24 protein-coding genes are annotated in these 25,224 nt (G+C 72.3%); 11 read left to right on the top strand and 13 right to left on the bottom strand.

The annotated features are described in order from the left end of the window. Positions 1-51 precede the first annotated feature (51 nt). Together ACFS27_RS01510 and ACFS27_RS01515 are read left to right on the top strand one after the other, a co-directional pair. Positions 52-1,755, top strand: coding sequence for a SulP family inorganic anion transporter (locus ACFS27_RS01510; protein ID WP_377179636.1), 1,704 nt, complete (start codon positions 52-54; stop codon positions 1,753-1,755). Further along, entirely contained in the window at positions 1,752-2,939 is a 1,188-nt protein-coding gene (locus ACFS27_RS01515; protein ID WP_377179638.1) for an AI-2E family transporter, read from the top strand. Before ACFS27_RS01510 ends, ACFS27_RS01515 begins: the two co-directional genes overlap by 4 nt. Here the strand turns inward: ACFS27_RS01515 and ACFS27_RS01520 are convergent. The 9 genes from ACFS27_RS01520 to ACFS27_RS01560 form a co-directional block, all read right to left on the bottom strand. Beyond that, positions 2,936-3,649, bottom strand: a complete 714-nt coding sequence (locus ACFS27_RS01520) for a hypothetical protein (protein WP_377179640.1) — start codon at positions 3,647-3,649, stop codon at positions 2,936-2,938. The genes ACFS27_RS01515 and ACFS27_RS01520 overlap by 4 nt on opposite strands. A gap of 23 nt (positions 3,650-3,672) precedes the next feature. Beyond that, positions 3,673-4,077: a hypothetical protein gene (locus ACFS27_RS01525; protein ID WP_377179642.1), complete on the bottom strand. Its 405-nt coding sequence runs from the start codon at positions 4,075-4,077 to the stop codon at positions 3,673-3,675. A gap of 201 nt (positions 4,078-4,278) precedes the next feature. Beyond that, complete coding sequence (locus ACFS27_RS01530) at positions 4,279-4,620, bottom strand: SHOCT domain-containing protein (protein ID WP_377179644.1); 342 nt, start codon at positions 4,618-4,620, stop codon at positions 4,279-4,281. Between the two features lie 111 nt (positions 4,621-4,731). Next, a complete protein-coding gene (locus ACFS27_RS01535; protein WP_377179646.1) occupies positions 4,732-5,172 on the bottom strand; it encodes a DUF6325 family protein in 441 nt (146 codons plus the stop codon). A 54-nt stretch (positions 5,173-5,226) separates the two neighbouring features. Then, positions 5,227-5,700 (bottom strand): DUF6069 family protein, encoded by a 474-nt coding sequence (locus tag ACFS27_RS01540; RefSeq protein WP_377179648.1) that lies wholly within the window; start codon positions 5,698-5,700, stop codon positions 5,227-5,229. 144 nt (positions 5,701-5,844) lie between these two features. Continuing rightward, positions 5,845-6,798 (bottom strand): HAD family hydrolase, encoded by a 954-nt coding sequence (locus ACFS27_RS01545; protein ID WP_377179650.1) that lies wholly within the window; start codon positions 6,796-6,798, stop codon positions 5,845-5,847. Then, positions 6,795-7,808, bottom strand: coding sequence for a formylglycine-generating enzyme family protein (locus ACFS27_RS01550; protein ID WP_377179652.1), 1,014 nt, complete (start codon positions 7,806-7,808; stop codon positions 6,795-6,797). The genes ACFS27_RS01545 and ACFS27_RS01550 overlap by 4 nt, the downstream gene beginning before the upstream one ends. Continuing rightward, the gene (locus tag ACFS27_RS01555; protein WP_377179654.1) at positions 7,805-9,304 is read right to left on the bottom strand and encodes an arylsulfatase; all 1,500 of its coding nucleotides are present in this window, start codon (positions 9,302-9,304) and stop codon (positions 7,805-7,807) included. The genes ACFS27_RS01550 and ACFS27_RS01555 overlap by 4 nt, the downstream gene beginning before the upstream one ends. 40 nt (positions 9,305-9,344) lie before the next feature. Beyond that, positions 9,345-10,745: a hypothetical protein gene (locus ACFS27_RS01560; protein WP_377179656.1), complete on the bottom strand. Its 1,401-nt coding sequence runs from the start codon at positions 10,743-10,745 to the stop codon at positions 9,345-9,347. A gap of 229 nt (positions 10,746-10,974) precedes the next feature. Here ACFS27_RS01560 and putP point away from each other — a divergent pair, with 229 nt between their 5' ends. Next, complete coding sequence (gene putP / locus ACFS27_RS01565) at positions 10,975-12,477, top strand: sodium/proline symporter PutP (protein ID WP_377179658.1); 1,503 nt, start codon at positions 10,975-10,977, stop codon at positions 12,475-12,477. A 54-nt stretch (positions 12,478-12,531) separates the two neighbouring features. On the opposite strand, the gene ACFS27_RS01570 is transcribed toward putP, so the two are convergent. Next, the gene (locus tag ACFS27_RS01570) at positions 12,532-13,515 is read right to left on the bottom strand and encodes an MBL fold metallo-hydrolase (protein WP_377179660.1); all 984 of its coding nucleotides are present in this window, start codon (positions 13,513-13,515) and stop codon (positions 12,532-12,534) included. A gap of 142 nt (positions 13,516-13,657) precedes the next feature. On the opposite strand from ACFS27_RS01570, the gene ACFS27_RS01575 reads away from it, so the two are divergent. Continuing rightward, positions 13,658-14,530, top strand: coding sequence for a helix-turn-helix transcriptional regulator (locus ACFS27_RS01575; RefSeq protein WP_377179662.1), 873 nt, complete (start codon positions 13,658-13,660; stop codon positions 14,528-14,530). Between the two features lie 27 nt (positions 14,531-14,557). Here the strand turns inward: ACFS27_RS01575 and ACFS27_RS01580 are convergent, their stop codons facing one another. Next, positions 14,558-15,439 carry an aminoglycoside phosphotransferase family protein gene (locus ACFS27_RS01580; RefSeq protein ID WP_377179664.1) on the bottom strand — a complete coding sequence of 294 codons (882 nt, stop codon included), beginning with the start codon at positions 15,437-15,439 and terminating at the stop codon, positions 14,558-14,560. A gap of 349 nt (positions 15,440-15,788) precedes the next feature. On the opposite strand from ACFS27_RS01580, the gene ACFS27_RS01585 reads away from it, so the two are divergent. From ACFS27_RS01585 to ACFS27_RS01600, 4 genes are all read left to right on the top strand, one after another. Continuing rightward, positions 15,789-16,703 carry an ABC transporter ATP-binding protein gene (locus ACFS27_RS01585; protein WP_377179666.1) on the top strand — a complete coding sequence of 305 codons (915 nt, stop codon included), beginning with the start codon at positions 15,789-15,791 and terminating at the stop codon, positions 16,701-16,703. Further along, positions 16,700-17,500: an ABC transporter permease gene (locus tag ACFS27_RS01590; protein WP_377179668.1), complete on the top strand. Its 801-nt coding sequence runs from the start codon at positions 16,700-16,702 to the stop codon at positions 17,498-17,500. The genes ACFS27_RS01585 and ACFS27_RS01590 overlap by 4 nt, the downstream gene beginning before the upstream one ends. A gap of 65 nt (positions 17,501-17,565) precedes the next feature. Next, positions 17,566-18,309: a response regulator transcription factor gene (locus tag ACFS27_RS01595; RefSeq protein ID WP_377179670.1), complete on the top strand. Its 744-nt coding sequence runs from the start codon at positions 17,566-17,568 to the stop codon at positions 18,307-18,309. Beyond that, positions 18,306-19,796, top strand: coding sequence for a sensor histidine kinase (locus tag ACFS27_RS01600; RefSeq protein WP_377179672.1), 1,491 nt, complete (start codon positions 18,306-18,308; stop codon positions 19,794-19,796). Before ACFS27_RS01595 ends, ACFS27_RS01600 begins: the two co-directional genes overlap by 4 nt. Before the next feature lie 63 nt (positions 19,797-19,859). Here ACFS27_RS01600 and ACFS27_RS01605 read toward each other — a convergent pair whose 3' ends face one another. Beyond that, entirely contained in the window at positions 19,860-20,558 is a 699-nt protein-coding gene (locus tag ACFS27_RS01605) for a cytochrome b/b6 domain-containing protein (protein WP_377179674.1), read from the bottom strand. A 92-nt stretch (positions 20,559-20,650) separates the two neighbouring features. Continuing rightward, positions 20,651-21,076 carry a VOC family protein gene (locus tag ACFS27_RS01610; protein WP_377179676.1) on the bottom strand — a complete coding sequence of 142 codons (426 nt, stop codon included), beginning with the start codon at positions 21,074-21,076 and terminating at the stop codon, positions 20,651-20,653. A gap of 143 nt (positions 21,077-21,219) precedes the next feature. On the opposite strand from ACFS27_RS01610, the gene ACFS27_RS01615 reads away from it, so the two are divergent. The 3 genes from ACFS27_RS01615 to ACFS27_RS01625 are packed head-to-tail and all read left to right on the top strand — an operon-like array spanning position 21,220 to position 25,194. Beyond that, entirely contained in the window at positions 21,220-22,554 is a 1,335-nt protein-coding gene (locus tag ACFS27_RS01615) for a helix-turn-helix transcriptional regulator (RefSeq protein WP_377179678.1), read from the top strand. Between the two features lie 7 nt (positions 22,555-22,561). After that, complete coding sequence (locus ACFS27_RS01620) at positions 22,562-24,241, top strand: alpha-amylase family protein (RefSeq protein ID WP_377179680.1); 1,680 nt, start codon at positions 22,562-22,564, stop codon at positions 24,239-24,241. Then, the gene (locus tag ACFS27_RS01625) at positions 24,238-25,194 is read left to right on the top strand and encodes a TIGR03885 family FMN-dependent LLM class oxidoreductase (protein ID WP_377179682.1); all 957 of its coding nucleotides are present in this window, start codon (positions 24,238-24,240) and stop codon (positions 25,192-25,194) included. The genes ACFS27_RS01620 and ACFS27_RS01625 overlap by 4 nt, the downstream gene beginning before the upstream one ends. The last annotated feature ends 30 nt before the right edge of the window (positions 25,195-25,224 follow it).

Raw genomic sequence — 25,224 nt, forward strand, 5'->3', positions numbered from 1 at the left:
CACCCGAAGCAGGTGAGCACGCCGGTCCGCCGTCGGGCTTGGCTGACCGGTGTGGACGCGACCTCGGCACTCCCCCGCTGGCTGGTCCCCTCGCTCCGCGGGTACCGCGGGTCATGGCTCCGCGCCGACGTCGTCGCGGGCCTGGCCGCCGGCGTCGTCGTCGTGCCGCAGGCCATGGCGTACGCGACGATCGCGGGCGTGCCGGTCGCCGTCGGCCTCTACACCTGCATCGTCCCCGTGCTGCTCTACGCGCTCCTGGGCGGCTCCCGCACCGCGAGCGTCTCGACCACGTCGACCATCGCCGTGCTGACGGCGTCGGCGCTCGCGGGGTCCGGCAGCGCCTCGGACGAGATGCTGGCGGCCGCCTTCACACTCACGGCTCTGGTCGGGGTGTGCCTCCTGGCGATGCGCCTGCTCCGGCTCGGCTCGCTCGTCGAGCAGATCAGCCCCGCGACCCTGACCGGCGTGAAGACGGGGGTCGGCCTCACGGTCGCCGTCACGCAGCTCCCGGCCCTCCTGGGCCTGGACACGGACGCGGGCGACGCCGGGTTCTTCGGCCGGCTCGGCACGACGATCGCCGCGCTCCCGGAGACGCACGCCCTGACCGCCGTCGTCTCGGGGGTCGCGGTGGCCACGCTCGTCGCCCTCCGGCACCTAGCGCCCCGGGTGCCCGGCGCCCTGGTCGTGGTGGCCGCCTCGATCCTGCTGGTGGCGCTGACCGACGTCGAGGAGCGCGGGCTCGCACTCATCGAGCCGGTACCGGCCGGGCTGCCCGGCCTGAGCGTTCCCGCGTGGGGCGAGATCGCCGGTCTCCTGCCCGCCGCGCTCGCGATCGCCGTCATGGCCTTCCTCGAGACGGTGGTGGTCGCACGGACGCAGCGGCAGCGGTCCGAACCGGTGATCGACAGCGACCAGGAGCTGCTCGCGATCGGCGTCTCCGCGCTCGGCGGCGGACTCAGCCAGTGCCTCCCGCCGGCTGGTGGCTTGTCGCAGAGCGCGGTCAACCTGGGTGCGGGCGCCCGCACCCAGATCTCCGGGCTGACGACGGCGGGCCTGGCCGTGCTCGTCGCGCTCTTCCTCGCCCCGGTCCTGGACGACCTGCCGTCCGCCACCCTGGCGGCCCTGGTCCTGGTCGCGGTCGTGGGGCTCGTCTCGCCGGCCGAGTACGTCCGCCTGTTCCGCATCGACCAGGCGGAGCTCTGGGTGGCGGTGGTCACGACGGCGGTCGGGCTCACCGCGGGGCTGCTCCCCGCCGTCGGGGCCGGCGTCGTGCTGACGCTGTTCCTGGTCCTGCGCAGTGTCAGCCGGAGCGCCGCCCGCCCGCTCTACCCGGTGCCGGACGGCGGCTGGACCACCAACCCGCCGCAGGACCGGCCTGCCGCGCCCGTACGGGCCGGGCTGATGCTGCTGCACCTCGACGTGACGATCTACACGGGCAACGCGCGTCCGACCCAGGACGCCGTCCTCGGCGCCGTGCTCGCGGCCGAGCCCCCGCCGCGTGCCGTGATCCTGGAGGGTCTCGCGGTCCGGCGGGTGACCGTCCCGCTGCTCGACATGCTCGAGGCCCTCGACGCCGACCTCGCCCGCGAGGGGGCCACGCTCCTGCTGGCGGCGTTCCCGCCCGGGGTGCACCGGCAGGCCCTCGCGTCCGGCTGGTGGGCGAGGGCGGACCAGGACGGGCGGGTCTTCCCGACCGTCGACGCCGCGGTGGCCGGCGCGGCCTCCGCGACCGCGCAGTGGGAGGCGAGAACATGACAGCTCCGGAACCGGCGCCCGTCGCAGCCCCGCGACGTGGTGACCCGACGTCGCGCCGGCCGCCCCGCTGGATCCCCCGGGCGCTGTTCATGGCCGTGGTGGCCGTCTACCTCGGGGCGTTCGGCTGGTACGCGATCGACACCCTGCAGGGCCTCGCGGTCAATGTGCTCATCGCCTTCTTCCTCACGCTGGCGCTGGACCCGATAGTGGTCTGGTGCGTGCGCCGCGGCTGGAACCGCCGAATCGCCGCGGCGACCGCCCTCGGTGGGTCACTCGTCGCCATCGGGGTGGTCCTGGGCCTGTTCGGCAACCTCTTCGTCCAGCAGCTCGTGCAGCTCCTCGAGAGCGTGCCCGACATCTATGCGGACATCCAGGGCCTGGCCGCGGAACGGTTCGGCGTCGCCATCCCGGACTCCGACGACCTGGTGCGAGACATCCTGACGAGGTTCGGCAACGACGTCGCCTCCAGCGCCTGGCTGTTCGGCACCAGCGTGATCGGCGGGCTCTTCGCGGTGCTGACCATCCTCCTGGTCACCTACTACCTGCTCGCGGCCGGGCCACGGTTCCGGGCGGCGGTGTGCCGCTGGCTGACCCCGGCGCGCCAGCAGGAGGTCCTGACGCTGTGGGAGATCACGCAGGTCAAGGTCTCGGACTTCATCAACACCCGCATCGTGCTCGCCGCGCTCTCCAGCGCGTTCACCTTCGCGTTCCTGCTGATCCTCGGTACGCCCTACGCCCTGCCGCTCGCGGTGTTCGTCGGTGTGGTCTCGCAGTTCGTCCCGACGATCGGCACCTACCTGGGCGGCGCCCTGCCGATCGTGGTCGCGCTGACGTCCCAGGGCCTGCCGCAGGCGCTCGGTGTGCTCGCCTTCGTGATCGCCTACCAGCAGCTGGAGAACCTGTACTTCTCCCCCAAGGTGTCCGCGAAGGCGCTGCAGATGAACCCCGCCGTGAGCTTCCTCGCCGTGCTCGGGTTCGGGGCCCTCTTCGGCGCGCTGGGCGCCTTCCTCGCGCTCCCCGTCGCCGCGACGATCCAGGCCACCGCGAACACCTACCTGCAACGGCACGTGCTCATCGAGTCCGACATGCTGCGGGATCCCCGCCGCCGGCCGGACGGCGACGGCGGGCGCCGCCGCGCCGAGGCCACTGACCAGACGGCTTCTGACCAGCCGGCTCCTGACTAGATGATCTTGGGGAACGCGATCAGGAACACCACCCCGACCACCAGCAGGACTCCCGCGCCTGCCAGGATCGTCCAGGACCTTCGCTCGGACGAGAACCGGTTGGAGAGCGCGCCGAAGAACAGCACGAGCGCGAACAGAACGGTCAGCAGGGTGTAGTTGTCCCCGCGCCGGTTGTCGGCCAGCGCGTCGGCGAAGTACTCGTCGGCGCGCGCGTCGGCGGCCTGTGCCTCGACCTCACCGGGCGGGACATAGCTGTCCAGGGCGAACGGGCTCCGCGGCGCGTCCGGGTTCTTGAGCGGACGCGTCGCGAGCCATTCGTCGAACGCCGGCGCGAAGTGGTCGGTGAAGCGCTCGCGGGAGAACTCCTGCAGCGCGCGGTTGTTCTCCGCCGTCGCCTCGAGCCAGATACCGAACACCTGCAGGTCCACCGCGCGTGCGGCCTCGGCCGTCGTCGCCTCGCGCGCCGCCTCGATGCGCTGGGTCGACGCCCTGGAGAACGAGATCGACATCTCCCCACCCCACTTGCTCGCCTCGAACCCGCTCCACGCGGTGAGCACTGCCGTGATCGCCAGCAAGGCCACGGCGACATGCTCCACGAGCGCCGACCGACGGTCGGCCGCACTCTCGTCAGCCGCACGCCCGCCGGCCGATCGCTCCTCGGCCGATCGCTCCTCGGCCCGCCCCCGCTCGTCCGGCCCTCTCTCGTGCATGGCTCCGCCCCCCGCGGTTCAGCTCAGCAGCCGAGATCGTCGGCCAGGGCGTCGCGCGCCTCCTGGACCTCCACGGCGTCGTCCCGGAGCGACTCCGCGGCGTCCGCGATCGTCGCGTCCCCGCTGACGTCGTCGATGGAGTCCTCGAGACCGCTCCACGCGTCGTCGAGCGCCTGACCACGGTCCTGGGCGACGTCGTCCGCCGCCGCGTCGAGCTCCTGCCACGCCTGGCGGACGCTCTCGCGCGCGTCCATCACCTCGTCCACCGTGGCGTCCGGGCTCAGCGTCATGTCGAAGTTGTCCAGCGCGACGGTGAGCTCTTCCGCGGCGCTGCACGCCTCCTGGGTGTTCTCCTCCGGCGTCTCACTGGAGCACGCGGCCGTCCCCAGGATCATCAGCCCGACCAGGACTCCGGTCGCTCGCCTCATGTCCGTTCGCCTCATGTCACGCCCTTCTGCAGTCGATTCGGGTCGTCGATTGGGGTCGTCGACCCGGGTCGTCGCCCCGAGGGGCCGTGTCTGCACGGTCCCTCGGGCGGCGGCGCACGGCCTCACCCACGTCGGGTGAGTTCGCCTGTCGACGTCGACCACCAGGCACACCCGGTGACGTCAGCCGGCCCGGCGAGTCGGTCAGCCCAGCAGCTTCGCCTTCGCCGCGGCGAACTCTGCGTCGGTGAGCACACCCTGACCGTGCAGGTCGCCGAGCTGGGTCAGCTGCGTGAGCAGCTCGTCGTTCGAGTGGGCCGCGGGTCCGGGCACCGGCTGCGCGGGCGGTGGCGCCTGCGCCGCAGGGGCGGGCGGTGGCGCCTGCTGGGCCGCCTCGTACTGCTGGGCCTCGTACTGCTGCTGTGCCCGGTTGGCCTGGCGCCTGCTGACCGCGCCGGCAGTGGCCTGGGCGGTACCGGCGATCACCGCGGTGCGGGCGGCAGTACCGAGCAGACCGGGCCTGCCCATGCGTCGTAGGGGAGACATCTGAACACTCCGTTCGATGGTGGACCGTGGATCGAGGGTGGATCGAGGGTGGGTCGGGGTGAACCGAGGGTGGGTCGACGGTGGACCGACAGGACAGCGGTGCGGACGGGCTCAGGCCGGGGACCCGGCGGCGGCCTCCGCCTGGTCGGCGATCTCGTTGACCGTCGCGGCGGGTACGCGCTCGTGCAGGATCACGTCGGCGTCCGCGGCTACCGCCGCCGACACGAGCTGGCGGGACCACGTGTGCTCGATCGCCAGGACGAGCACCGACGTGCCCGGCTCGATCGTCGCGGCGATCTCCCGGAGGTCCTCGTCGCCGGTGAGACCGGATGCCGGCAGCTCGATCGCGACGAGGTCCACCTCGTCGCCGAGGTCCTGCGCCTCCAGGATGGCGAGGTCTCCGTCCTCGCCCCGCCGCACGACGGCGAGATCCAGCAGGGTGACCGCACCGGTTCCGGCGACCTCGAGCACCGCTCGGGCGACCGGGGGCGGGATGCGTGGCGCGTCGAAGGCGAGCGCGACGAGCTCGACGGGGCCGAACGACGATGACATGGGAACCTCCAGGGCGTGGTGACAGGACAGTTGAGGGGGCGGGCGGCGTGTGCGTCACCCGTTTCGTATGCCGCGGGCGACGGCGCTCCGCGCGACGCCGGAGACCAGGCCGAGGATCGCGAAGCCGATGATGACGTTGATGAGCGCGCTCGCCAGCTTGCTGGCGAGGTCGGCGTCGGTGATGAACGGCGCGACGCCCACCACGACGGTGGCGAGGCCGACGATCCAGCTGAAGAACGACAGGGCGCGCGGGGTGCTCAGCAGCAGCAGGTGCACGAGCGCTACGGCCAGCAGCGCGGCGAGGGCGGCGACGGTCATGAACCAGACCGTCGACACGTTCCCCCAGACGCCGTCGCCCTCGGGCGCCAGGATGGGGATGCCGAACACGCCGCGGAAGACGACCACCCCCACGAGCGCGATGAGCGCGACGACCAGGGCCGTCGCGACGCCTCCCGACCACAGCGTCCGCGCGTCGACGCCGGCCGGACGGTCCGGTGCACCTTGAGGTTGCTGGCCGTAGACAGCCATGGGCTCGCCTCCCGTTGCGTGTGAAGCCTGTGTATGAAGCCTGTGTATGAAGCCTGCTCGTGAAGCCTGCGTATGGAGCCGGTCTGTTCCGCGACTGTGCGTCCTGCCCAGGCACGGGTGCTCACCCGTTGCGGGTGAGAACCGTCAGGCGCCGGCGGCGCCCTCGGTGCTCTGGTGCCGGCTGTCGTGGGCGAACACGGACGCCCAGTCGTTCTTCATGCTGACGGTCGTCCAGCCGAGCCGACGCGCCGTCGTCGTGATCGGCTCGCCGGCGGCGAACGACTGCGCCTCGCTGGCGTAGGCGAACTCCCGGTCCGGGTCGTCGTGGTCCACGAGCAGCGAGAGGTGCGGGCCGTCGGCGGTGGCCGCCCACTCCAGGAGCTCGGTGTCCCCGGCGGAGTTCCCCGCGGCGAGCACCGGGGGTCTGCCGAGCTGGGTCTGGATGTTGGTGACCTTCGCCGCGCCCTCGTTGACGTCGCCCAGCACCCGGCCGGTGCGCCGCAGGGCCGGCCGGCCCTGGGTGTCCTGCCCCAGCTCGTAGGCGATCATCGTGCCGACCACCCGTTCGGGCGGCACGCCGTACAGCTCCTGGCTGACCGACCGGACGAACTCGGTACCGCCGCCGGTCACGACGCCGATGGTGAAGCCCAGCTCCCGGAGCGCCCCGATGAGCTCCATCATGGGGCCGTAGCGGATGTCGCTCAGGGGGTGGCCGAGCGTCGGGTGGATGCCGGAGCGGAGGAACGCGCGGACCTCCCGCGTGAACGCGCCCGGGTCGATCCCCCGGAAGAGGCCGGCCAGCGCCAGCGCCACGCGTTCGAGCCCGATCTCGCCGACCGCCGAGACATCGCCCGCGAGCACCGCCCGGAACTCGGCCTCCTCGGCGAGCGCCGGCTCGTCCCGCACCCGACGGCGGAGGGCGTCGAGGAAGAACTCGTACTGGACGTACGTGGGCCGTTCGCACCACAGCGTGCCGTCGTTGTCGAAGTAGGCGACGCGGTCCTCCGGCGGGATCGACGGCGCTGCCTCGAGGAATCCGAGCACGGTGTCGCGGGTGGGCCCGGGACGCCATGCGGGAAGCCGGTGGTCGGTAGTCATGACGCTATCCCCAGGAGCCTGGCGCCCGGCGGTACCGCGAGCGCAGTGTCGTTGTGCACGCACCGGAAGCCCACGTGGCTCATGCCGGTGTCGATCGCCTGCGGCCGGCGTGCCGCGGGGCGGTAGCGCAGGCAGTAGGTGTCCGCGCAGAGGAAGGACCCGCCCTTGATGACCTTGCGCGGGACCGCGAACTGCGGCTGGCGGGGGTCCTTGCTGGCTGCGGCGTCGCCGCCGCGCGGGTTGACGGGCGCGCAGCACGGTTCGGGGGCGGCGTCGGGGTGCCGGTCGGTCCACCAGTCCCCCGTCCACTCCCAGACGTTCCCGGTCATGTCGTACAGGCCGTACCCGTTCGGGGCGAAGGACCCGACGGGTGCGGTGCGCAGCCAGCCGGACTCACCGGTGGACCGCCAGGGAAAGTCGGGGCCGTCCCAGGTGTTCGCGAGGATGCGGCCGCCCGGCCGGGGCTCGTCGCCCCAGGTGAACGCGGCGCCCTCGACGCCGCCCCGGGCGGCGTACTCCCACTGGGCCTCGGTCGGCAGGTCGGCTCCGGCCCAGGCTGCGTACGCCGCGGCGTCCTCGTGGGCGACGTGGACGACGGGGTGGTCCTGGCGGTCGTCGATCCCGGATCCGGGGCCCTCGGGCCGGCGCCACGAGGCCCCGGGGACCCAGGCCCACCACTGGCTGAGGTGGCGCAGGTCCACCGGGCCAGGGGTGGGCGTGAACACCATGGAACCGGGCACGAGGTTCTCCGGGGGTGCTCCCGGGTAGAGCGCGGGGTCCAGGGGCCGCTCGGCCACGGTCTCGTACCCCGTGGCCGTGACGAACGCGGAGAACTGCGCGTTCGTCACGGCGAACCGGTCGATCCGGAACCCGTCGACCCGCACGGGGTGTGCGGGCGCCTCCTCCGGGTAGTGGTCGTCCGAGCCCATGGTGAACGTCCCGCCGTCGAGCCGGACGGCGTCGTCGGTTCGGGCGTTCCCGGCCCGGACCTGCTCGGTGCGTGCCGTCATGAGCTCGGGACGCCCGACTCGAGCTTGGCGAGGACCTGGCCGATGCTGAAGGTCGCCGGCGTCTGGCGTGCGGGGAACTCCTGGAGGGTGCTCAGCATCTTCGCCACGTACGCCTGGGCGGGGACCAGGAGCCAGACGTGGTCCAGCATCCAGTCGAAGTACGTGTTCGAGGTCTGGTCGGCCCGTTCGAACGGGTCGGTACGCAGGTTGAAGATCTTCGGGGCGCGCAGCTCGACGTACGGTTCGAGCCAGATGTCGAGCGTGCCGGCAGCGCGCTGCTCGAGGAAGATGATCTTCCAGTTGTCGAAGCGCAGGCCGGTGAGGTCGCCGTCGTCGGAGACGTAGAAGAAGTGCCTGCGGGGCGACTCGTCGGTCTCGCCGGTGAGGTAGGCGAGCTGGTCGTGGCCGTCCAGGTGGACCTTGTAGCGCGTGCCGGCCAGCTCGGTGCCCTCGCGGAGCTTGTCGGCGATGCCAGGTTCGCCCGCCGCGGCCAGCAGCGTCACGAACCAGTCGTTGTGGCTGACGATCCCGTTCAGCACCGTCCCCGGGGCGATCTTCCCCGGCCAGCGCACCATCGCGGGGACCCGGTAGGCGCCCTCCCAGTTGGAGTTCTTCTCGTTGCGGAACGGGGTCATCCCCGCGTCGGGCCAGCTGTTCATGTGCGGGCCGTTGTCCGTGGAGTAGACGACTATCGTGTTCTCCGCGATGCCGAGCTCGTCGAGCTGGTCGAGCAGCGAGCCGACGACGTCGTCGTGGTCGAGCATCGTGTCGTGGTACTCGGACTGCCACCGCCCGGCGCGCCCTTTGCTCTCCGGCTTGCCGTGCGTGCGGAAGTGCATGTGCGTCGAGTTGAACCACAGGAAGAACGGCTGGTCGTCACCCGCCTTGTCCCGCATGAAGCCGAGCGCTGCGTCGCGGAACTCCTCGTCGACCGTCCGCATCCGCTCGCGGGTCAGCGGCCCGGTGTCCTCGATGCGCTGGGTCCCGTCCCCGTTCGCCCAGGTGTGCAGCACCCCGCGCGGCCCGAAGTTCTTGCGGAAGTCCGGGAACTCCTCAGCGTTCGGGTGGTCGTCCAGCTCCGGCTCCTCCTCGGCGTTCAGGTGGTAGAGGTTGCCGAAGAACTCGTCGAACCCGTGCATGGTCGGCAGGTGCTCGTCCCGGTCCCCCAGGTGGTTCTTGCCGAACTGGCCCGTCGCGTAGCCCTGCTCCTTGAGCGCGGTCGCGATGGTCGGGTCCTCGTCCTGCAGGCCGAGCTTGGCGCCCGGCATGCCGACCTTCGTCAGGCCGGTCCGGTACGGGTTCTGCCCGGTGATGAAGGCGGCGCGGCCCGCGGTGCAGCTCTGCTCCCCGTAGTAGTCCGTGAAGAGCGCGCCCTCCTCCGCGATCCGGTCGATGTTCTCGGTGCGGTAGCCCATCACTCCGTTGGAGTAGACGCTGACATTGGTCGTCCCGATGTCGTCACCCCAGATGACGAGGATGTTCGGCTTGTCGGCCACGATGTCTCCTTCGGCTAGGCGGTTCTCGTGCGGCACACCGTCAGGACGGGTCGTCCCGGGTGGTGGACAGGGGTTGAGCCGAGGGGTGAGCCAGGGCTTGAACCTGGGGGCGGGCCAGCAGCTCGATCAGCGCGATGAGCAGCGCGGCGCAGACGGCGGTCCCGACGACGAGGCCCGGTGTCGGGTTGGCCGCCAGCAGGAGGACCAGGACGGCGAGCGCGACGACCGCAGCACGTGCCACGCCGCGGTACCGCGCGAGCCACACGCCGGCCGGCCCGGAGGACACACCCCGGCCCTCGGCCCAGGCCCGAGCGTTGCCGAAACCCCTCCCGATGCCGGCCCGCAGGCCGCGCGCCGACGGGCTGGACCCGCCCAGGTAGGCCGCGAGCGCCACGACGAGGCCGAGCACCCCGACGGTGCGGAGCGTGGCGCGCAGGAAGGTGACGAGCTGGTCGAAGACGACCTCGGCGGCGTCGAGCCGCAGCACCACCCCGGTGAGCGCGTCGAGGTAGAGGCCGCGAGCGATCGCGAGGCCGAGGGCCAGCACGAGCATGCCCGCTGCGAGCACGATCCCGGCGACGACCAGGGCACGCAGGTGGCGCACCGCGACGAGGACGCCTGCGCCCAGCAGGAGGAGCACGATCCACGGGAGCCACGTCCCCAGCGCGACGACCTGGGCGTACCGGTTCCGGATCTCGACGAGCTGGGTGGTCTGCATGACGGTGAACGTCGCGTTGATCGTCGGCAGGTTGGCGGCGAGCTCGAACCCTCCGTCGACGAGCCGCTCCTTGAGCAGGTCGATCATTCCCGAGAGCTGGACGGTGAGCTGACCGTCCTGGCTGATCTCGACGACGTCGCCCCCGGAGCCCTGCATGACCGCCACGAGCTGCTGGTGCGCCACCCGGTTGGCCTGGTGCCAGGCCGATGCGAACTCGTCGCTGGTCACGACGCGGTCGGCGGCCTTGCGGACGAACGACTCGACCCCGCTGGTGAGCGGCGCCTCCAGCATGGGCAGCGCCGCCGCGGCCCGTGGCGCCACGTCCTGCCGGTCCAGGCCGCCGGCCACGGAGTCGAGCAGTGACCCGAGGTCGATCTGCTCCATCACGGCCTGGGTCATCCGGCCCGAGAGCGCTGACTGCACGATCGGGTCGTCCGACAGGGGACCGACCGTGGCGACGTAGCGGTCGGTGTCGGTGAGCGTGCGTTCCGCCCAGGCGGCGACGACGCCCACGGGGGCGAGCAGCGCGCCGACCACGATCAGGACGACGGCGGCGGCGCTCCGCCCGCGGCTGCGGGCCCGCACGTCGGGTGCCTGGCCGGGCGGTGGTGGTGCCGGCTCGCTGAGCCGGCGCCGGAGGTCCGCGTTCTCCCGCTCGAGCGCGGCCAGGCGGGCGGCGGCGTCAGGTGGCCCGACGCCGCTGTCCGCTCGTGACTCGCTCATGCTCGTCGCTCCCCCCGGTGCCGCCGCGGATCGGCGGCTCCTGACGTGTTCGATGCTCGCGGGAGAGGCCTGCGCGGGGCCTCACCCAGAACGGGTGATCGCTCGCGAGCGCCGTCCAAGGCCTGGTCGCGGGGTGAATTTCAGCCGGAGGAGGGACTTCGTGCCAGACTGCCGGGCTGAGGCGTCACCGCACGCACACACATTTCGCAACAAGTACTGGAGCACCTCCATGACCCCCGAGGCCTGGAAGACGATCGCGATCGTCGCGTACCTCGCACTGATGCTGGGTATCGGCTACGCGGCGTTCCGCCGCACGGACGACAACCTCGACGACTACATGCTCGGCGGCCGACGGCTCAGCCCGGGCGTCGCCGCCCTCAGCGCCGGCGCGTCGGACATGTCGGGCTGGTTGCTGATGGGCTTGCCGGGCGCCATCTACGTGAGCGGGCTCGTCGAGTCCTGGATCGCCATCGGCCTGACGATCGGCGCCTGGCTCAACTGGAAGTTCGTGGCACCGCGCCTGCGCGCGTACACGGAGACGGCGAAGAACTCGATCACCATCCCGAGCTTCTTCGAGAACCGGCTGCACGACACGTCGCGCCTGCTGCGCGTCTCGTCCGGCGTGATCATCCTCGTGTTCTTCACGTTCTACGTCTCGTCCGGCATGGTGGCCGGCGGCACGTTCTTCGAGGGCTCGTTCGGGTTCGACTACACGACCGGCATCTGGGTCGTCGGCGGCGTGACGCTCGCCTACACGCTGTTCGGCGGGTTCCTCGGCGCCACCTGGACCGACGTCGCGCAGGGCATCCTGATGCTGCTCGCCCTCGTCGCCGTGCCCGTCGTGGCGTTCATCGAGCTCGGCGGCTGGGGACCGATCCGCGAGGGCATCCTCGCGGCGGAGACGAGCGGCGCGGCCAACCACCTCTCGTTCGTGGCCGGTGCGTCCGCCACGACCATCATCTCCGCGGCCGCGTGGGGCCTCGGCTACTTCGGTCAGCCGCACATCATCGTGCGCTTCATGGCGATGCGCTCCCCGCAGGACGCCGTCGCCGGACGCCGCATCGGCATCAGCTGGATGATCGTCACCGCCCTCGGCGCGGTCGTGACCGGCCTGATCGGCGTCGCCTACGTCAATGCCCAGGGCGAGACGCTGGAGAACCCCGAGACGGTGTTCCTGTACCTGTCGCAGGTCCTGTTCCACCCGCTGATCGCCGGGCTGGTCCTTGCCGCGGTCCTCGCGGCGATCATGTCGACGATCTCGTCGCAGCTCATCGTCTCCTCCTCGGCCCTGGTCGAGGACCTGGTCAAGATCACCGGAAGGCCGATGACGGCTCGTACCGAGGTCATGCTGGGCCGCGCCGGCGTGCTGCTGGTCGCGGTGGTCGCCGCGCTCATCGCGTTCGACCGCACCGACACGATCCTTGACCTGGTCGGCTTCGCCTGGGCCGGCTTCGGTGCGGCGTTCGGGCCCATCGTGATCCTGAGCCTGTACTGGTCCCGGCTCACCCAGTGGGGCGCGCTGTCCGGCATGCTCGTCGGCGCCGTCGTCGCGTTCGCCTGGGGCCGGTCCCCGCTGGCCGACACGCTCTACGAGCTCGTCCCCGGCTTCGTCCTGGGCGGGCTCGTCGCGATCGTCGTCAGCCTGCTCACCCCGGCGCCGTCCGAGGCGGTCCGGAGTGAGTTCGCCGAGGCGACGCGCCTCGCGTCGGCGAAGCGCAGCGTCGCTCCCTGACGACCGGGCCCACCCGTGCGCAGGCCGGACGGGTGGGCCCGGTAGGCCGTCGGTTCAGATCGCCGTGAGCCCTGCCCAGCCGACGATGCGGAAGCCGTCCTCGTCCTTCGCCACCCGGAACCCGCCGTGCCCGCCGAAGTGGGCAGGCAGCAGGAGCAGACCCCGGTCAGCGGCCTCGGTGAAGATGCGGTCACGGGTGCGGTGGGCCTGCGCAGGGTCCTCGTCGAAGCAGCTGCTCGTGTGCACGTCCACCACCTGCGCCGGGCTGTGCAGGCTGTCCCCGACGAAGAGCACCTCGTCGCCCCCGGACACCAGCCGGAGGATCGAGGCACCGGGCGTGTGTCCAGGAGCAGCCTCCAGCGTCAGGGCGTCGTCGATCCGGTGGCTCCCGCTCCACGCGGTGACCTGCCCGGTGGCGAGCACCGGCGCGATGCTGTCGGCCCACACCCCGTGCGCACCAGGACCCATCACGGTCTCGTTGTCGTGCTCCGGGTCCCAGAACGCCAGGTCCTCTTCCGGCATCAGGTACTCGGCGTTCGGGAAGGTCGGCACCCAGGAACCGTCGACGAGGCGAGTGTTCCAGCCCACGTGGTCGGCGTGCAGGTGGGTGTTGACGACGACGTCGACGTCGGCAGGCGTGACTCCGGCCGCGGCCAGGTCGTCGAGGTAGGCGGTCTGCAGGTGGGACCAGCTGGGTACGTCGGGCCGGTCCTTGTCGTTGCCCACCGCTGCGTCCAGGAGGATCGTCCGGCCCGCGCTGCGGATGATCCAGGTCTGCATCGCCACCCGGGAGGTGCTCTCCATCGTCGTCGCGCCGTCGTCCTCGAGGAAGTACGGGCGCAGCTCGCCCTCGTGGCCGTTCCACGCGGACGGGTCCGTGCCGGGGAAGAACTGGCCCGGGGTCATCCCGATGCTGCCGACGCTCTCCACGACCCGGCTCACCGTGACCTCTCCGACGACGAGGCGGTCGCTCGTCGTGGTGGCCTCGGCCGCCGTGTTCTCTGCCGTCGTGCGCTCTGCCGTCGTGCTCTCGGTCATGAGGATCTCCGTTCGTCGCCGCCGACTCCCTGTCGCGGCCCGGACCAACGGTCGCCGGGTACGGGCACGGTCCGCCAGACCCGCCCGTGCCTACCCCCGCCAGGGTCAGGCACGGTGTTCCGGGGTGCGGGAGACTGGCGTCATGCCAGCTGACGCACCCACGGACACGCTCGGCGCCTTCCTGCGAGCGAGTCGCGCGCGCCTCAGCCCGGAGGACGCCGGTGTGCCCAGCTACGGAGACCGACGTCGGGTCGCCGGGCTGCGGCGCGAGGAGCTCTCGCTGCTCGCGGGGGTCAGCTCCTCGTACTACACGCGCCTCGAGCAGGGCCAGTCCCGCAACGCGTCGCCAGAGGTGCTCGACGCCCTGGCCAGCGCACTGCAGCTCGACGACGCCGAACGCGCTCACCTCCGGCAGCTCGCGACCGCCCGGGGCACGCAGCGGGCCACGCGGCGGAGCGCGCCGGAGAAGGCCGACCCGGCCCTCGTGGCACTCCTCGGGTCGCTCACCGGCGTGCCCGCGCTCGTGATGGGACGCCGCAGCGACGTCCTGGCCTGGAACCCGCTGGGGCACGCCCTGCTCGCCGGGCACCTGGAGCCTGGCGCTCCGACCACCCCGGGAACACGGCCCAACATGGCGTCCCTGGTGTTCCTCGACGCCGACACGCGCGAGCTGTACGCCGACTGGCGTGCGAAGAGCCGGGCTGTGGTCGGCAACCTTCGTCTCACCGTCGGCCGGCATCCCGGCGACCCCGAGCTGGCGACACTGATCGGCACCCTCTCGATGGCCAGCGCGGACTTCGCCGCACTGTGGGGCGACCACAAGGTCCGGGCCTGCGCCACCGCCGACTACACGCTGCGCCATCCCGTGGTCGGCACTCTCACCGTCACGCAGCAGACCCTGCGCTCCATCGACCACCCGGACCAGACGCTCGTCACGCACACGACGGGGCCGGGCACCCCCTCGGCAGAGGCGATCTCTCTGCTGGCCCAGCTGGTCGGCGGCCGCACGGCCTGAGGTCGCGGCTGATTCGCCGGCTGCTGCCTATGGGGTCGTGGCCTCCTCGATCGCGGTGGCCACCTCCTCGAACCCGGTGTCGGCGGTCCGCCTGGCGTAGTCCGCGTCCTGGACCGCCCGGTAACGCGCGAACAGGTACGCCCGGCCGGGGTCCGATCCGGTCGCCGCGATCAGGGTGTCGAGGCGGTCCCGGATGCCCGGCAGCAGACGCGAACCGCCCGGGTACTCCGCGAAGCGATTTCGCAGCAACGGCACGAGGTCCCACTCGGCGGGGCCGTGCGACGGCTTGGGGTCGATCGCCCGCCACTCGGTGCCCGACCGGAGCACGTTCTCGTAGTGGAAGTCGCCGTGGAGCAGCACGTGCGGGGAGTCCCGGAAGGCCTGTTCGACGGCGGGCCGGAGCTCGCGGAGGCGTCCCCGATGGGCGGCGCCCGGAGCCTCCACCCTCGATTCCAGCTCCAGCGCGTCGTCGAACCCCGACCATTCCGGGACGTGCAGGAGGTTCAGCAGCCGGGCTGCGACCTCGACGGCGGTGCGCATCGGGGCGGACGTCAGGCTGGTCCCCGCGTCGAGCCGCTCCAGCAGCAGGGCGCCCGCGTCGTCGTGCGACTCGATGAGGCGCACCGCACCCTGGCCACGCCACCGGCGTAGCGCCTCGGCCTCGCCCTTGGTCTCGGCGTCCCGCCAGCTCACCTTCAGCATGCAGGGCGAACCGTCCCTGCGCCGCACCTCCCACACCAGTCCCACGTTCCCGGCGACGGGCGGGCTGACGAGCGTGAGCTCCCACCCGCGCAGGAGCTGCCCGACCAGTCCAGGGAGCCGGTCGACCCACTCCCGCCCTGCTTCTTGCTCCCGCTGGACGGTCCGGGCCGCGAACCCGGCCGGGACGGTGAGGAAGTCCGAGGTCACCAGCTCCGATCCGCGCGGCCCGGGCGGCCGGCACCGGGCCAGGCTCTCAGAGCCGACGGACGCTCACCACCATCAGCTCGGTCAGCTCGTCACCCGCATCGAGGAGTACGCGAGCCTGCCCAGCAGCACCGTCGGCTGAGCCGCGGGTCAGGCTTCGCCGGGCCTGGCAGGGCCATCGTGGTGATGGGGTCGTGCCCAGCGGTTCTCGGGATTTCCTGTGAGTCGGCCCGCCCTGCGGGCCGGCGCCCTGCCGACGACGCCCGGGACGGCGCACGGCACGGGCGGGACTCACCGGAATCTCACAGAGGTCCCCAGAACGCGGCCAGCACGCCCCGGCAGGGTCTGCCTCATGAACAGCATCGACGTGCAAGGACTGACCAAGCGGTACGGACCCGACACCGTCGTGGACGACCTGTCGTTCACCGTGGAGGCCGGCCACGTGACGGGGTTCCTCGGCCCGAACGGCGCCGGCAAGTCCACGACCATGAAGATCATCATGGGCCTGGCCTCGCCGACGCACGGTGCGGTCACCATCGGCGGCCGCCACTACCGCGACCTGCCCGTGCCCCTGACCCACGTGGGTGCGCTGCTCGACGCCGGTGCCGTCCACGGCAGCCGGACCGCCCACGACCACCTGCTGGCGCTGGCGGCGAGCAACGGCCTGCCGGCACGCAGGGTCGGCGCGGTGCTCGAACGGACCGGCCTGACGAGCGTCGCCAGCAAGCACGCCGGAGAGTTCTCGCTCGGCATGCGGCAGCGGCTCGGGATCGCGGCTGCCCTGCTCGGTGACCCGCGGGTGCTGATCTTCGACGAGCCGGTCAACGGCCTCGACCCCGAGGGCATCCGGTGGATCCGGGGCTTCATGCGCTCCCTGGCCCACGAGGGCCGGGCGGTCCTGGTCTCCAGCCACCTGATGAGCGAGATGGCGCAGACCGCCGACCACCTGGTCGTCATCGGCAGGGGCAAGCTGATCGCGGACACCAGCATGACCGATTTCATGGAAGCCAACGGCGAGGGCACGGTGCTCGTCCGCTGCTCGGAGCCGGGGGTCTTCGCCCGCCTGCTCACGGCCGCAGGGGCCACCGTGCGCGACGGGTCCGGCTCCTCGCTCGTCGTCTCGGACCTCGCCGCCGGGGAGATCGGCAAGCTCGCCGCCTACCACTCCGTCGTGCTCAGCGAGCTCTCCCCGCAGCAGGCCTCGCTGGAGGACGCCTTCATGGAACTGACCAAGGACAGCCTCGAGTACCTGGGAGCCACCTCATGACCGCGCACGCCGAAGCCCTCGCAGTCCCCTTCTCCCGGACTCTCCACGCCGAGTGGATCAAGTTCCGGAGCCTGCGGTCCACCTGGTACACCCTGGCCTGCCTCGGCTTCGCCGGGCTGGGCATCACCGCCCTCGGCATGGGTGCCATCGGGGTGGAGTACGCGAACCTGACCGCCGCGGAGCGGGCGGACTGGGACCCGACCAACCAGAGCCTGACGACGTACCTCGTCGCCCAGCTGATCATCGGTGTGCTGGGCATCCTGGTCGTCACCTCGGAGTACGCGACCGGCCTCATCCAGACGTCGCTGGCCGCCACACCCCGCAGGCACCGGCTGCTGGCCGCCAAGGCGGTGCTGCTCACCGGTGTCGCGGTGGTGGCGGGGCAGGCCCTCATGTTCACCTCGTTCTTTCTCGGGCAGGCCATGCTCGCCGCGCAGGGCGTGCCGAACGCGAGCCTCGGCGACCCGGGGGTCCTCTCCGCCGTCCTGGGCGGCGGCGTCTATCTGACGGCGATCGCGCTGCTCGCGGTCGGCCTCGGCACGATCCTGCGGGCCACGGCGGGCGCGATCGTCGCTCTGGTGGCCATCGTCTTCCTTGTCCCCGGGTTCGCCGGCCTGTTCCCCTCGTGGCTCGCGGGCATCCTGGACTTCTGGCCCAGCCAGGGCGCCGCTGCGGTCCTCACCACCGTCCCGAACCCCGACTACCCGGCCCCCTGGCTGAACCTGGGCGGGATGTGCCTCGGGGTCGCGGCCGTGCTGACCGTCGCGTTCGTCCTCTTCCGGCGTCGCGACGTGTGATGTCCTGGACGGCGGAGGGTGGTTCGTCCGCCGGGCACGCCCATGACCTCCGTACTCTGATCGACGTGGAGCGAACAGGTGGGGCAGAGCTGCCGACAGGCGCGCTGCCGACAGGCGCCCAGCGTCTTCTGGTGGTCGACGACGAGGACACCGTCCGCGAGCTGCTCTCCGCGACCCTGCGGTTCGCCGGGTTCGAGGTGTCGTCAGCGGCCACCGCCGGTGCGGCGGTGGCCGCTGCCGTCGCCGAGCCTCCCGACCTGGTGCTGCTCGATGTCATGTTGCCGGACATGGACGGCTTCGAGGTGGTCCGGCGGCTGCGGGAGCAGCGCCTGGGCGGACGCGGTCGCCCGGTGCCCGTACTCTTCCTCACTGCCCGCGGCCGCCAGGCCGACAAGGTCACCGGGCTGTCCCTCGGCGCCGACGACTACGTGACCAAGCCGTTCGACCTGGAGGAGCTGATCGCCCGGATCCGCGCGATCCTGCGGCGCACCGCCGAGCACCCGGCCGACGTGCTGACGGTGGGCACGCTCGCGCTCGACGCGGAAGGGCACCAGGTGACCCGGTCCGGGCGGCCCGTCCGGGTCTCACCGACCGAGTTCCGGCTGCTCCGCTACCTGATGGAGAACGCGGGGCACGTGGTGTCCAAGGCGCAGATCCTCGACCGGGTGTGGAGCTACGACTTCGGCGGCGACGTCAGCATCGTCGACACGTACATCTCCTACCTGCGGCGCAAGGTGGACAACGAGGAGCCAAAGCTCCTGCACACCGTGCACGGGGTGGGCTACGTGATGCGGGAGCCACGACAGTGACGCCGGCGGCGCAGCCGCTGCGGCGGTTCTCCCTGCGCGTCCGGCTCCTGGTGATCACCGCCGGCCTGCTCCTGGCGGGGCTGAGTCTGATCAGCGCGCTGCTCTCCGGCCACCTGGAGCGCTACCAGCTCGACCGCATCGACGGCCAGCTGCGGTCCTTCACCGACCTCGTCTCGCGCGCCTCCCCGAGCGTGCCCCTTGAGCTCGACGCGGCCGGCGAGCTCTTCGGGCCCGCGCTCGACCTGCTCGGCGCCCCGTACCTGGTGTACCTGGACGCGGAGGGCCAGGTGGACCAGGACCTCCGCTCCGCCGAGCTGGACGGCGACACCCTGCCGGCGCTCGACGAGCTGCGCACCGTCCCGGCCGACGGCGAGGTCGTCGGCCTCCCCGGCGCCGACGGCGCGGAACGGTGGCGCGCAGCGGCCCGGCCGACCCTCGGGCGGGACGGCACCGTGATCGCCGCCGCACCGCTCGCCGAGAGCCAGGCCACCATCGACGCGCTCCGGCGCAGCAGCGTGCTCAGCGGCGGTGTGCTGCTCGTCCTGCTGACGGCGGTCGGCTGGCTCGCCCTCGGCCGCGGCCTGGGGCCGCTGCGCCAGATCGAGCACACGGCCGCCGCGATCGCCGGCGGCGACCTCACCCAGCGCGTGCCCGACCTCGCACCTCCCGGGACCGAGATCGGCCACCTCGCCGGCTCGTTGAACACCATGCTCGGGCAGCTCGAGCAGGCGTTCGCCGACCGGGCCGCGTCCGAGACGCGGATGCGTGACTTCGTCTGGGACGTCAGCCACGAGCTGCGCACCCCGCTCTTCGGCATCAAGGGCACCACCGAGCTCTACCAGATGGGCGCGCTGACCGACCGGGCCGACGTCGACGACGCGATGCGACGGATCAAGCGCGAGGCCACCCGGCTGGCGGCGCTCACGGAGGACCTGCTGGTCCTCGCCCAGCTCGACGAAGCACCCGACCAGCTCGACCGGACGCCGATGGACCTGCGCACCCTGGCGAGCGACGGCCTGCTCGACGTGCAAGCCCTCGACCCCACCCGATCGGTCGAGCTCACCGGACCGGGCGGCGACGGGCCCGTCGGCGCGGCCCCGGTCCGCGCCGACGAGGCCCGGCTGCGGCAGGTCGTCACCAACCTCGTGGGGAACGCCGCGGCCCACACCCCGCCGGGAACCCCTGTCCGCATCGGCGTCGGCACGTCCGGCGACCGCGCCGTGCTCGAGGTCGCCGACGAGGGACCGGGGATGAGCGCCGAGCAGGCCGACCGCGCGTTCGATCGCTTCTACCGGGCCGACCGATCCCGGAACCGCCAGGTCGCCGGCCAGGTCGCCGGCCAGGGCGGGGCCGGCGCTGGGCTGGGGCTCGCCATCGTGCGTTCGATCGCGCGGGCCCACGGCGGCGACGTCGAGCTGGACACCGACCTCGGCCGGGGTGCCTGCTTCCGGCTCACGCTGCCCCTGTCCGGAGCGGACCACCCCTAGTCGTCATGCCCGGTTCGTCATGCCCGGTTCGTCCTACCCGGTTCGTCATGCCCGGCCCGCGAGCTACCGGGCCCGCCCCCAGAGCATCCGGCCAACGACCCGGCGTCGTACGACGACACCGACGTGCACCACGAGTGCGGCATAGAAGCACAGGTGCGCTGCCACATGGAGCGGGACGAGGTCGCTGCTGCCGACCACCAGCGCGATCCCCGTCGCGGGTACGACGAAGAGCAGCGCGAGCAGGATGCGCTCGGCCCGGTGCAGCACCACGCGGTCGGTCTCGGTGAGCCGGGAGTCCCAGGGCGGCAGCGGCGTCGTCCTGCGCCACACCACGCGCAGGACGCCCACCGCCACGATCGCCAGCCCCAGCACCACGTGCCACCCGGCGAGCGTCAGCTCGCCGCCGGTCAGGTCGCCCGTCCACAGGTCCGACCAGGCGGCGCCGACCGCGTCGTCCGCGTCCGCCCTGTCCGCCCTGTCCGCCCTGTCCTCCGTGTCCTCCTCGCGGGCCTCCTGGGCCTGTTCGCACCGGTCCTCGACCTGGTCGAGCCGCTCTTCCTCGGCGTCGGACGTGCGACCGCCGCCGAGCTCCTCGCCTGCCGGGTCGCAGTCGACGTCGGCCACATCGGCCACGTCGGCCGCGTCGGCCTTGTCGTCCATCACGTAGCCGACGGTGAGCTGGGTCAGCAGCAGCGCGACGGTCGACCAGTGCAGGACCTTCGTGACGATGCCGTAGCCGTGGTCGTCGTTGCGCCATCTCATGCCCGTAACCTCATGCCCGTAACCTCACCGCACACCGGCCCCGCCGTCCACCCCTGGTGGCCGGCGGCGCCCGGTGCGTCAGAGGTGCCTGGTCACGAGGCGTCCCACGGCACCTCCACGTCGAGCACCCACGTGATACCGAAGCGGTCCTTCACCATGCCGTAGAGCGGCGCCCAGGCCGCCTCGCCGAGCGGGACGACGACGGTCGAACCGTCGACGAGCCGCTCCCAGTAGCCGGTGATCTCCGCCGCGTCCGTGCTGCGGACCGAGACGAAGAGGGGAATGACGCCCGGCTCGTACGCGGTGTGGGACGGCACGTCGTACGCCATCACCCGGAACCCGCCCGCCGAGGCGACCTGCCCCCACATGACCTGTCCTGCCTCGGCCGGCTCGGTCACGGCGTGGGCGTCCGCGTAGGTGACGGCTGCCAGCTCGCCGCCGAAGACCGTCTGGTAGAGCTCCAGCGCCGCACGGGCGTCGCCACGGAAGTTGAGGTGCGGGGTGGTGTTGATGGTCATGTCTGCTCCTTGGAGTCGAAGGTGTCAAGGGAGTCGAAGGTGTCAAGGCGGTCAAGGCCTCTGCCGGGCCGTTCCCCGGCAACCAGCACTCTTGCGAAGGTCGAGGACAGCGAAGGTCCTCCACTGTCCGTACCGTCGCGGTCATGACGCCGACCACCACGACGACCTCGCGGCTGCTCGCCCTGCTGTCGCTCCTGCAGGCCCGGCGGGACTGGCCCGGGCAGCTGCTCGCCGACCGCCTCGGGATCAGCCACCGCACGGTCCGGCGCGACGTCGACCGGCTGCGGGAGATGGGGTACCGCATCGAGACGACGATGGGGCCCGACGGCGGATATCACCTCGACGCGGGCTCCGAGCTGCCGCCGCTGCTCTTCGACGACGACCAGGCGATCGCGCTGGCCGTCGCCCTGCAGACCGCGCCGCTGGCCGGTGCCGGCATCGAGGAGGCCGCGGGGCGCGCGCTGACGACGATGCGGCAGGTGCTGCCCTCCCGTCTGCGGCACCGGCTCGACACGGTCCAGGTCACCACCCTGCCCGCGCGCTCGCCCGGAGCCGCCGCACCGGTGACGCCCGGCGTGCTGGTCGCGCTGTCCGCCGCCGTCGGCTCGCGCGAGGTACTCCGGTTCGACCACTCCGGTCACGGACTGCGCGCGGACGGTGCTGGACCAGCCGCACCACCCGCACCGCGCCGGGTCGAACCGCACCACGTCGTGGCGTCGGGCGGCCGCTGGTACCTGGTCGCGTGGGACCTGGAACGCGACGACTGGCGGGTCTTCCGCGCCGACCGGATCACCCCACGCGTCCCGACCGGGCCGCGCTTCGTCCCGCGCACGGTGCCCGGCGGGAGCGTGCGCGACTTCGTGTCGGCACGGTTCAAGGGTTCGGACCGGGGCGACACCTGGCCCTGCCAGGGCAGGGTCGTGATCCACCTGCCCGCCGCCGACGTCCTCCCCTTCGCCGGCGACGGCACGGTCGAGGACCTCGGCCCGGAGCGCTGCGCTCTCGAGCTCGGTTCATGGTCGTGGGTGGCGCTGGCGGCCTCCCTCGGGCGGTTCGACGCCGCTGTCGACGTCGTCGGACCGCCCGCTCTCGCCGAGGCCTTCGGCCGGCTGGCGGAGCGGTACGCGACGACGGCGTCCGCCGCGCGCACCGCGGAGTGCGAGCCACGCGGTCCCGTGGCACGGTGCGAGAAGGGCCAAGCGGTCCAGCACCGGCCACGCCCGACCGGACAGGAGACGACGATGACCGACCAGCCCGGCTACGACCCTGCCGAGGACCCGGACGCAGACCCGGACCAGCTCAACCCGCGCACCGGCGCGGCCGCCGGCAAGAGCGCTGACGACGCCTCGAGCCCGCGCACCGCCGGTGGCGACGTCGACCAGGACGCTGGCCAGAACACTGAACAGGAGACTGACCAGGACGCTGATCCCGACTCCATGAACCCCCGGACGGGCGCCCCCGCGCACCCTGAGAGCTGAGGGAGCGATGCGTTCCTCCTGGTTCACCGACGCGGTCATCTACCAGCTCGACCCCCGTCTCTTCGTCGACTCGGACGACGACGGCTGGGGCGACCTGCCCGGCGTCATCGAGCGCCTGCACTACCTGCGCGGGCTCGGCGCCACCTGCGTGTGGCTGCTGCCGTTCTACGAGTCGCCGTTCCGCGACGGCGGCTACGACGTCGTCGACCACCTCGCCGTCGACCCACGTCTTGGCGACCTCGCCGACGTGGCGCGGCTGCTGGAGACGGCCGACGACCTCGGGCTGCACGTGCTCGTCGAGCTGATCACGCAGCACACCTCGGACCAGCACCCGTGGTTCCAGGAGGCGCGACGCGACCGGAGCTCGCCGTACCGCGACTACTACCTGTGGTCCGACGAGCCACGCACCGACATCAAGCCGATGTTCCCCGACGTGGAGCCGGACACGTGGACCTGGGACGACGAGGCGCAGCAGTTCTACCGGCACGCGTTCTACGCGCACGAGCCGGACCTCGCGCTCGACAACCCCAGGGTGCGTGACGAGCTGTTCCGGATCGTGTCGTTCTGGCTGCGCATGGGCGTCTCGGGCTTCCGGGTGGACGCGGTCCCCCTGATGCTCGAGCGGGCCATGGCCGCACGCCCGGACACGGACGGTCAGTGGCTGGTGCGCGACCTGCGCTCGGCGGTGTCGGCGCAGCGCACCGGGGCGGTGCTGCTCGGCGAGGTCGACGTCGAGCCGGACCGCTACGCCGACTACTTCGGGTCGGACGGCGACCAAGGCATGACCATGCTGCTCGACTTCTGGTCGAACAACCACGTCTTCCTCGCCCTGGCGCGCGGCGAGGCGGAGCCGCTGGAACGTGCCTTGCGGGTCCAGCCGGCACCACCGCCCGGCTCGACGTACGCGCACTGGCTGCGCAACAACGACGAGCTCGATCTGGAACGGCTCACCGAGGGCGAGCGGAAGGAGGTGCTCGACGCCTTCGCCCCCGAGGGGTCGATGCGCATCTACGGCCGGGGCATCCGGCGGCGTCTGGCCCCGATGCTCGGCGGCGACACGCGGCGCCTCGCGCTCGCGCACGCGGTCCTGCTGTCCCTGCCCGGGCCGCCGGTACTGCGGTACGGCGACGAGATCGGGATGGGTGACGACCTCGACCTGCCGGAACGGGAGGCCGTCCGCACGCCGATGCAGTGGTCCACGACGCCGTCCGCCGGCTTCTCCCGTGCCCCGATGGACAAGTTCCAGGCGCCCGTGATCACCGGCCCGTTCGGTCCCGACCGCGTGAGCGTGGACGAGCAGAGCGTGCGCGCGGGCTCCCTGCTGCACCGGGTCGGTGGCCTGGTGCGGGCCAGGCTGGGGATGAGCGAGCTCGGCAGGACCCGACCGGAGACGTGGGACGTGGGAGTCTCGTCCGTCCTCGCGCTGCGCTACCAGGTCGAGGAGTCCAGTGTCCTGCTGCTCGCCAACCTCGCGGACGAGGACGTCGAGGCAGCCCTGCCCGCCAACGAGATCTCGGCCCTGCGCGCTGGCGCGGCGCGCTACGTCGACGTGCACGTCGACCAGGACTACCCGCCGGTGGAGACCGACGGCAGGATCTCGCTCGCCGGGTACGGCTACCGGTGGCTGCGTCGCACGATCGACGGCGACGCCGGAGACGCCGGAGACTCCGGCGGGGACGACGCGTGACGGTCGTCGGCTTCCACGTCTCCCACGAGCAGCTCCATCCGACCGAAGGGCTGCGCGTGGCCCGGCTCGCGCAGGACGCAGGATTCGACGCGGCGATGTGCTCCGACCACCTCGCACCCTGGAGCGAGCGGCAGGGCGAGTCCGGCCTCGCCTGGTCGTGGCTCGGTGCCGCCCTGGCCGGCACCGACCTGTCCTACGGCACGGTGTGCGCGCCCGGTCAGCGCTACCACCCGGTGATCGTCGCGCAGGCCGTGGCCACCCTGGGGGCGATGTTCCCTGGCCGGTTCTGGGTGGCCCTCGGCTCGGGCGAGAACCTCAACGAGCACGTGACCGGCGACCCGTGGCCGCCGAAGGCCGACCGGGATGCCCGGCTGGCGGAGTGCGTCCAGGTGATCCGCGCGCTGCTGCGCGGTGAGGAGGTGGACCACAGAGGCCTGGTCGTGGCGCACCGGGCGCGGCTGTGGACGCTGCCCGAGGTCGTGCCTCCGCTCCTGTGCCCGGCGCTGACGGCGGCGACGGCCGGGCGGCATGCCGCGTGGGCGGACGGCCTGATCACCGTGAACCAGCCCGTCCCGAACCTGCGCCGGATCATCGACGCCTACCGGGAGGCGGGCGGCGCGGGCGAGGTAACGGTCCAGGTGCACGTCTCGTGGGCCCCTGACCTGGCCGAGGCCGAGGCCGTGGCGCTGGACCAGTGGCGGACCAACACCGGCTCACCCGAGACCGCAGCGGACACTGCGACGACCGCCGCGTTCGACGCCAGGGCCAGGGACGTCGGGATCGCCGAGGTCCGGCGCGCGGTCCTCGTCTCCGCCGACCTCGGCGAGCTGACGGCACGCCTGGCAGCCCTGCGCGACGCCGGTGCCGACCGTCTCTACCTGCACCACGTCGGGCGCCGGCAGGACGCGTTCGTCGAGGCGTTCGGCGAGCAGGTCCTGCCGGCACTGCGCTGAGCCTGCGGGCCGGCAGCCGGATAGCGTGGA

Origin of the sequence: Promicromonospora vindobonensis (assembly GCF_042685865.1) — a bacterium.
GTDB lineage: Bacteria > Actinomycetota > Actinomycetes > Actinomycetales > Cellulomonadaceae > Promicromonospora > Promicromonospora vindobonensis.

What these genes read in the sequence shown, in the direction of transcription:
- ACFS27_RS01540 (WP_377179648.1), bottom strand. Translation starts at nt 5,700, where the DNA reads ATGGCTGTCTACGGCCAGCAACCTCAAGGTGCACCGGACCGTCCGGCC.
- ACFS27_RS01545 (WP_377179650.1), bottom strand. Translation starts at nt 6,798, where the DNA reads ATGACTACCGACCACCGGCTTCCCGCATGGCGTCCCGGGCCCACCCGC.
- ACFS27_RS01620 (WP_377179680.1), top strand. Translation starts at nt 22,562, where the DNA reads ATGCGTTCCTCCTGGTTCACCGACGCGGTCATCTACCAGCTCGACCCC.
- ACFS27_RS01525 (WP_377179642.1), bottom strand. Translation starts at nt 4,077, where the DNA reads ATGAGGCGAGCGACCGGAGTCCTGGTCGGGCTGATGATCCTGGGGACG.
- ACFS27_RS01535 (WP_377179646.1), bottom strand. Translation starts at nt 5,172, where the DNA reads ATGTCATCGTCGTTCGGCCCCGTCGAGCTCGTCGCGCTCGCCTTCGAC.
- putP (WP_377179658.1), top strand. Translation starts at nt 10,975, where the DNA reads ATGACCCCCGAGGCCTGGAAGACGATCGCGATCGTCGCGTACCTCGCA.
- ACFS27_RS01550 (WP_377179652.1), bottom strand. Translation starts at nt 7,808, where the DNA reads ATGACGGCACGCACCGAGCAGGTCCGGGCCGGGAACGCCCGAACCGAC.
- ACFS27_RS01530 (WP_377179644.1), bottom strand. Translation starts at nt 4,620, where the DNA reads ATGTCTCCCCTACGACGCATGGGCAGGCCCGGTCTGCTCGGTACTGCC.
- ACFS27_RS01520 (WP_377179640.1), bottom strand. Translation starts at nt 3,649, where the DNA reads ATGCACGAGAGAGGGCCGGACGAGCGGGGGCGGGCCGAGGAGCGATCG.
- ACFS27_RS01575 (WP_377179662.1), top strand. Translation starts at nt 13,658, where the DNA reads ATGCCAGCTGACGCACCCACGGACACGCTCGGCGCCTTCCTGCGAGCG.
- ACFS27_RS01590 (WP_377179668.1), top strand. Translation starts at nt 16,700, where the DNA reads ATGACCGCGCACGCCGAAGCCCTCGCAGTCCCCTTCTCCCGGACTCTC.
- ACFS27_RS01615 (WP_377179678.1), top strand. Translation starts at nt 21,220, where the DNA reads ATGACGCCGACCACCACGACGACCTCGCGGCTGCTCGCCCTGCTGTCG.
- ACFS27_RS01605 (WP_377179674.1), bottom strand. Translation starts at nt 20,558, where the DNA reads ATGAGATGGCGCAACGACGACCACGGCTACGGCATCGTCACGAAGGTC.
- ACFS27_RS01585 (WP_377179666.1), top strand. Translation starts at nt 15,789, where the DNA reads ATGAACAGCATCGACGTGCAAGGACTGACCAAGCGGTACGGACCCGAC.
- ACFS27_RS01610 (WP_377179676.1), bottom strand. Translation starts at nt 21,076, where the DNA reads ATGACCATCAACACCACCCCGCACCTCAACTTCCGTGGCGACGCCCGT.
- ACFS27_RS01515 (WP_377179638.1), top strand. Translation starts at nt 1,752, where the DNA reads ATGACAGCTCCGGAACCGGCGCCCGTCGCAGCCCCGCGACGTGGTGAC.
- ACFS27_RS01570 (WP_377179660.1), bottom strand. Translation starts at nt 13,515, where the DNA reads ATGACCGAGAGCACGACGGCAGAGCGCACGACGGCAGAGAACACGGCG.
- ACFS27_RS01560 (WP_377179656.1), bottom strand. Translation starts at nt 10,745, where the DNA reads ATGAGCGAGTCACGAGCGGACAGCGGCGTCGGGCCACCTGACGCCGCC.